General features: G+C 62.6%; 9 protein-coding genes. 8 read left to right on the top strand and 1 reads right to left on the bottom strand.

Annotated elements, in window-relative coordinates:
- The first annotated feature begins 200 nt into the window (after positions 1-200).
- From A7V84_RS18910 to A7V84_RS18885, 6 genes are read left to right on the top strand one after another with little or no spacing between them, the layout of a single operon-like run.
- The gene (locus A7V84_RS18910) at positions 201-557 is read left to right on the top strand and encodes a hypothetical protein (RefSeq protein WP_063492440.1); all 357 of its coding nucleotides are present in this window, start codon (positions 201-203) and stop codon (positions 555-557) included.
- Positions 554-778 carry a hypothetical protein gene (locus A7V84_RS18905; RefSeq protein WP_063492441.1) on the top strand — a complete coding sequence of 75 codons (225 nt, stop codon included), beginning with the start codon at positions 554-556 and terminating at the stop codon, positions 776-778. The genes A7V84_RS18910 and A7V84_RS18905 overlap by 4 nt, the downstream gene beginning before the upstream one ends.
- A complete protein-coding gene (locus A7V84_RS18900; RefSeq protein WP_235815956.1) occupies positions 744-1862 on the top strand; it encodes a coiled-coil domain-containing protein in 1119 nt (372 codons plus the stop codon). Before A7V84_RS18905 ends, A7V84_RS18900 begins: the two co-directional genes overlap by 35 nt.
- Before the next feature lie 7 nt (positions 1863-1869).
- Entirely contained in the window at positions 1870-2625 is a 756-nt protein-coding gene (locus tag A7V84_RS18895; protein ID WP_063492443.1) for an ERF family protein, read from the top strand.
- Positions 2625-3260 (top strand): lambda exonuclease family protein, encoded by a 636-nt coding sequence (locus A7V84_RS18890; protein WP_063492444.1) that lies wholly within the window; start codon positions 2625-2627, stop codon positions 3258-3260. The genes A7V84_RS18895 and A7V84_RS18890 overlap by 1 nt, the downstream gene beginning before the upstream one ends.
- A 20-nt stretch (positions 3261-3280) precedes the next feature.
- On the top strand, positions 3281-3709 hold the full coding sequence (locus tag A7V84_RS18885) for a single-stranded DNA-binding protein (protein WP_235815955.1): 429 nt from the start codon (positions 3281-3283) through the stop codon (positions 3707-3709).
- A gap of 7 nt (positions 3710-3716) precedes the next feature.
- Here A7V84_RS18885 and A7V84_RS21250 read toward each other — a convergent pair whose 3' ends face one another.
- Positions 3717-4274 carry a hypothetical protein gene (locus tag A7V84_RS21250; protein WP_127070861.1) on the bottom strand — a complete coding sequence of 186 codons (558 nt, stop codon included), beginning with the start codon at positions 4272-4274 and terminating at the stop codon, positions 3717-3719.
- 93 nt (positions 4275-4367) lie between these two features.
- On the opposite strand from A7V84_RS21250, the gene A7V84_RS18880 reads away from it, so the two are divergent.
- Together A7V84_RS18880 and A7V84_RS18875 are read left to right on the top strand one after the other, a co-directional pair.
- Complete coding sequence (locus A7V84_RS18880; protein WP_063492446.1) at positions 4368-5267, top strand: recombination-associated protein RdgC; 900 nt, start codon at positions 4368-4370, stop codon at positions 5265-5267.
- A partial coding sequence (locus A7V84_RS18875) for a hypothetical protein (RefSeq protein ID WP_156508022.1) occupies positions 5264-5479 on the top strand: 216 nt, incomplete at its 3' end. The genes A7V84_RS18880 and A7V84_RS18875, both read left to right, overlap by 4 nt.

Genomic DNA, 5479 nt, shown 5'->3' with positions numbered 1-5479 from the left:
GCTGTCCCTGCTGAATCGCTGGCTGACGATGGCAAAACAAGCCGCGCTTGCCGATCTGGTTGCCGCTGAGCTGGTTGGGCCGCGCATCACCTTCGAGGCGCGCCAATGACCACCGCCCTTTTCATCCTGTGCGGCCTCGCTGCCGCCTATCCCTTTGCCCTGGCCGGTGATCGCGCTATGGCGTTTCTGAGGAAGACAGCATGATCGACACCTACCAAGCAGTTTATGACGCGGTCCGCAGCCGGATCCAAGGCGGTGACCTGAGTGAAGCCGTCCGCAGCGCTGTGTCCCAGGAAGCCAGTGGCCTGAGCTATGCCATCGAAAGCGTCAGGTTCGAATTCGCTGCGGCTGCGGATGCACAAAGGGTAGCAGCGCACGAAGCGGTGCGCCCGTCTGTTCTGTTCCGGCCGAGCCTGTCCATCGATGGAGATCAGTGGTGCGCGCTCTATGGGCCTGACATTCAGGTCGGAGTCGCTGGGTTCGGCGATACACCTGCCTCCGCGATGACAGCGTTTGACGCCGAATGGATCCGCCCGGCAGCCAGAGGTGCCCAATGACCCGCCTCCGCACCCTCTCCCGCCGCGCCCTGGCCCTGTACTTGCTGGCCTACCGCAAGCAGTGGGATATCAACGTCGCCTGCTACGGCCTGTGCGGCGCCGCCATCGTCTTTTCCCTGCTGCTGATGACCGGCGTCATCGGCCCGACCCTCGACGCCCACGGCGAACCCATCCACACCGCCAGCGATGGCGGAAAGACCGCGTATGCGGCGAAGGAGTGACATGTCCGTCGCAGAACTGATTGAACTGCCGCCGGCGAAAACCGCGCTGCAGGTCTACCAGACGCCGAAAGGCCTGGATCCTTACATTGAGCGCGTGCGCCGGGAGGTCCTGGGCCAGCCCGCCGACCTGAGCACCAAGAAGGGCCGGGAAGCCATCGCCAGCCGGGCATTCAAGGTGCGCAAGATCAAGACCGCACTCGACGGCCTGGGCAAGGAGCAAGTCGATCGGCTGAAGGAAATCCCGAAGCTGATCGACGCCGAGCGCAAGCGCATGCGTGACGTTCTGGATGCGCTGGCCGACGAAGTGCGCGCCCCGCTGAACGAATGGGAGCAGGCCGAGGAGGATCGCATACAGCGGCACAAAGGCGCCATCGCGGGAATGATCTCCATTGTGGCCGACTACGGCGAATGCACTGACTCTCTGCGCGCCGCCATCATCGCGGTGGAGGCTATTGGAATCGGGCCGGACTGGGAAGAGTTCGAAACCGAGGCAGCCCGCACCAAGGAAAAGGCCCTCGCCGGCCTACGCGACCGGCTGGCCGCCCGTGAGAAATACGAAGCCGACCAGGCCGATCTTGAGCGCCTGCGCGCCGAGGCAGAAGAACGCCGGAAGCGAGACGAGCAGGAGCGCATCGCCCGAGAGGCCGCAGAGCGGACCACCCGCGAAGCTGAGGCGCGCGCCCAGGCAGAGCGTGACGCCGCTGCAAAGCGCGAGGCCGAAGCCGAGCGCCGCGAGCTGGAGCTGAAGCTGCAGGCCGAACAGGCCCAACGCGCCGCAGCCCAGGCAGAAGCTGACCGCCTGGCCGCCGAGCAGCGCGCCGAGCAAGAGCGCCTGGCGGCCATCGAGCGAGAAAAGCAAGCCGCTGAAGCCGCGCGCCTGGCCGAGATCAAGCGCCAGGCCGATGCCAGGGCAGCCGAGGAAGCTCTCGCCGCCAGCCGGGCTGCCGATGAAGAACACCGCCGGCGCATCAATCGCGCGGCCCTGGCCGCCTTCGTCGCTGGCGGAATGCCCGAGGACTGCGCCAAGCAGGCCATCACCCTCATTGCCCTGGGGAGGATCCCGGCAGTGAAGATCACCTATTGAGGCAGATATGAACGAAGTTATCGAAGCGCCGGCCCGGGATCTGGCCGCGCACAGTGAAGGCCCGGCCGCAAACTCCCCCATGGGGATGATGCTGGCGGCAATGCGTCAAGGTGCAACTCTTGAGCAGGTCGAGAAAATGATGGACCTGCAGGAGCGCTGGGAGCACCGCGAGGCCGAAAAAGCGTTCAACGATGCTCTGGCGGCATTCAAGGCCGAGGCGGTCGAGGTGCTGAAGAGCAAGACCGTAGATTTCACCTCACAAAAGGGACGCACTCACTACAAGCACGCAGAGCTGTCGGACGTTGTGGAAGCCGTAGGCCCTGCCCTTTCCAGGCACGGGTTCTCCTGGAGCTGGCGCACGGAGCAGCCCGCCGGGCAGATTCGCGTGACCTGCATTCTCAAGCACCGCCAGGGCCACAGCGACTCCGTGTCCCTGGAAGCTAGCGCCGACCAGAGCGGCAACAAAAACAGCATCCAGGCCATTGCCTCGACGGTGACCTACCTCCAGCGCCACACGCTGAAGGCAATCACGGGCGTCTCCGAAAAAGGCGACGACAACGACGGTGCGGGCGCGGAGAAAGATGCCGCCCTGCGCGACGAGTGGATCAGCAAGATTGCCCAGGCCGACACGGCCGCCCAGGCGGCAGGAATCTGGCAGCAGGGCTGCGACGCCATTCGCAAAACCAACAATTTGGGGGCCTTCGCTGCCTTCAAACAGGCATACGCCGACAAGCGGGCCATGCTCAAACAAGGAGAAGCCTGATGGATCTGATCTATCACACCGCCCCGCAAGGCACGCCGGAGTGGCTGGAAGCCCGGCGCGGCGTCATTACTGGCAGCCGGTTCAAGGACTGCCGCGACCGGCTGAAAAGCGGCGCGCCATCGAAGGCCTGCCTGTCTTACGCCATGGACGTTGCGCGCGAGCGCGCCGGCGGACGTGCCGCTGACGTATTCGTGAATGGCGCCATGCGCCTTGGTACCGAGCAAGAGCCTTTCGCCCGTGCCGCCTATGAAGCCAAGACCGGCAATTTCGTGGAAGAAGCCGGCTTCATCACCACCGATGACCGGCTGTTCGGCGTGAGCGTCGACGGCCTGGTGGAGGCCGATGGAATCATCGAAATCAAGACGATGGTTTCGTCCGGCACGCTGTTCGAGGCTGTGGTCGAAGGCGATATCAGCAGCTACATCGACCAGTGCAACGGCGCCATGTGGCTGCTCGGCCGGCAATGGGTTGACCTGGTCCTGTGGGCCCCCGACCTTGAGCCGATCGGCCGCCACCTGACGATCGTGCGGATCAAGCGGGACGACAACGCAATCGAGGCGCTGGAATCCGACCTGATGGAATTCAAGCGCACTGTCACTCGGTACGAAACCATGCTGCGCAAGGAGGCAGCTTAACCATGGCACAGCTTTTTGGAATGGCCCGGATCGGCCGCGACGTGGAAGTCCGCTATACCCAGGCCGGCGAAGCAGTGGCCAGTGTTTCCCTGGCCTTTGATTACGGGAAAAAGGGCCAAGACGGCAAGCGGCCGACCCAGTGGGTGGATGGCTCACTCTGGGGCCAGCGAGCCGAAACTCTGGCGCCCTATCTGCTCAAGGGAGGCCGCATCAGCGTAACCCTTGATGATGTGCATATCGAAACATTCCAAAGCCGTGACGGCACGCCGGGCCACAAACTGGCTGGTCGCATTACCACCTTGGAATTTGGCAGTGCGCCGCAACGCGAAGCGCAGGCCGCACCGCCTCCGGCGCGTCAGCAGCCGCAGTCGAGCCAGTATGCGGCGCAGCGCGGCGGGCCGGCGCCTGCCGCCAGCCTCGCGGATATGGACGACGATATTCCATTTTGATTCCGCTCTAGGTAAGAGTCAAAACAAAAATACGCTGAGGGCCAAGCCGCTTCCCCATAAATTCAAGCGCATTCAAGTATCGATGCCTCTTATGGCCCTCGATCAGTAGAAATTCTTTTTCTATGTGCTCACCGATCGCGCACAGAAAGCCACCGGGGGTTGCGAGAACAATTGGGGCATAGTCCCAGTTTCCCCTGTTCATCGCTGCCGCAGTGCGCAGAGGCCCACCGCTGGCGGGGCTACCAGAAAAGACCTTGTAGTCATGCTCTGGGTCCATCGGCTCGTGCCCTCTGATCGTGCCTACAGACTTCAAAAAATACGTTGGAGCCCAACTTTCCTCATGGCACGACACTGAAGTTAAGTCGATAAATCGCATCGGCGATTGTGACCCATGCCTATAAGGCCATTGTTCCAACACCTCGTTTGGAAGTCCGCCAGTCAAATGTCGAGTGCGCGGCAGCCAGTCCTCAAAGGTCTCTAGCTCGCCAAAATGGCCGCCAGAACCTAGCGCCTCAAGCTCTTCAGGCCACACTGAAACATCACGCAAGTTACGCAGATTCAACATTGGCTGTCCCGTGGTCCGATGGAGGTGGATTCTAAGCTGCCAGCAGACTTTAGGCACCCTCCCCGCCCGTAATATCCTTACCTGGAAAGCTCTATGTGGTTCAAAAACCTAAAGGTCTATCGCCTTTCGGCCGCTTGGCCGCGCCTGGGCGAAACGCTCGAAGCTGCACTGGCGAAGCATGCCTACCAGCCCAGCAACGATCTGGAAATGCAGCGCCTTGGCTGGGTGTCGCCCCGCGAGAACGGCCAGCTGTCCCATGCCGTCAACGGCCAGATCCTGCTTTCGCTGCGCGCCGAGAAAAAGGTACTGCCGTCGTCGGCCATCAATCAGGCTGCCAAGGCCCGCGCGAAGGAAATCGAAGAGCAGCAGGGCTACAAGCCCGGCCGCAAGCAGATGAAGGAAATCAAGGAGCGCGTCACCGACGAACTGATGCCGCGCGCCCTGTCCGTCTACCGCGATACCCGCGCATGGATCGACACGAAGAACGGCTGGCTGGTGATTGACGCAGCGGCTGATGGCAAAGCCGACGAGGTCATAGGCCTGCTCGCAAAGACGGTCGACCCGCTGCCGCTGGAATGCCTCTACGTGACGCAGTCCCCGGCTGCTGCCATGACTGGCTGGCTGGCGACAGACGAAGCGCCCGATAACTTCACCATCGACCAGGACACCGAGCTACGCGCGAGCGGGACCAGCAAGGCCACAGTCCGCTACATCAAGCACAGCGTGGACGCCGATGACGTGTGCCGCCACATCCAATCCGGCAAGCAATGCACTCGTCTGGCCATGACCTGGGCTGATCGCGTGTCCTTCGTGCTGACCGAGGGCCTGGATATCAAGCGCGTGACCCCGTTGGATGTGCTGAAGGAAGGCGCAGACCCCAGCCAGACCAGCGACGAGCGTTTTGATTCGGATTTCGCCCTGATGACCGGCGAGCTGGCGAAGCTGCTGACCGAGCTGGTCGATGCCCTGGGCGGCGAAAAGGAGGCCTCATGAAGCAACAGATCATCAGCCTGCTGGAGCGGGCGAAGGAAAACGGCACGACGATTGGGGATGTGCTGGCCGAGGTGCGGGGGATGCGTCCGGTTTGCCTGACCTGCGACGATCACGGCGCCGTTGGCAACATTCTGGATACCGTGCAGTGCCCGGACTGCTCCCAGCATGCCGAAAGCAAGTTGGAATGGATTGCCACCCCAGATATCAGGGAT

The organism is Bordetella trematum, assembly GCF_900078335.1.
GTDB lineage: Bacteria > Pseudomonadota > Gammaproteobacteria > Burkholderiales > Burkholderiaceae_B > Bordetella > Bordetella trematum.
Note: the sequence above shows the minus strand (reverse complement) of the source record. Positions and strands in the feature narration are given on the sequence as shown.

Excerpts from the sequence above, each read along its gene's own strand:
- A7V84_RS18910 (WP_063492440.1), top strand. The coding sequence starts at position 201 with ATGATCGACACCTACCAAGCAGTTTATGACGCGGTCCGCAGCCGGATC.
- A7V84_RS18905 (WP_063492441.1), top strand. The coding sequence starts at position 554 with ATGACCCGCCTCCGCACCCTCTCCCGCCGCGCCCTGGCCCTGTACTTG.
- A7V84_RS18900 (WP_235815956.1), top strand. The coding sequence starts at position 744 with ATGGCGGAAAGACCGCGTATGCGGCGAAGGAGTGACATGTCCGTCGCA.
- A7V84_RS18895 (WP_063492443.1), top strand. The coding sequence starts at position 1,870 with ATGAACGAAGTTATCGAAGCGCCGGCCCGGGATCTGGCCGCGCACAGT.
- A7V84_RS18890 (WP_063492444.1), top strand. The coding sequence starts at position 2,625 with ATGGATCTGATCTATCACACCGCCCCGCAAGGCACGCCGGAGTGGCTG.
- A7V84_RS18885 (WP_235815955.1), top strand. The coding sequence starts at position 3,281 with ATGGCCCGGATCGGCCGCGACGTGGAAGTCCGCTATACCCAGGCCGGC.
- A7V84_RS21250 (WP_127070861.1), bottom strand. The coding sequence starts at position 4,274 with ATGTTGAATCTGCGTAACTTGCGTGATGTTTCAGTGTGGCCTGAAGAG.
- A7V84_RS18880 (WP_063492446.1), top strand. The coding sequence starts at position 4,368 with ATGTGGTTCAAAAACCTAAAGGTCTATCGCCTTTCGGCCGCTTGGCCG.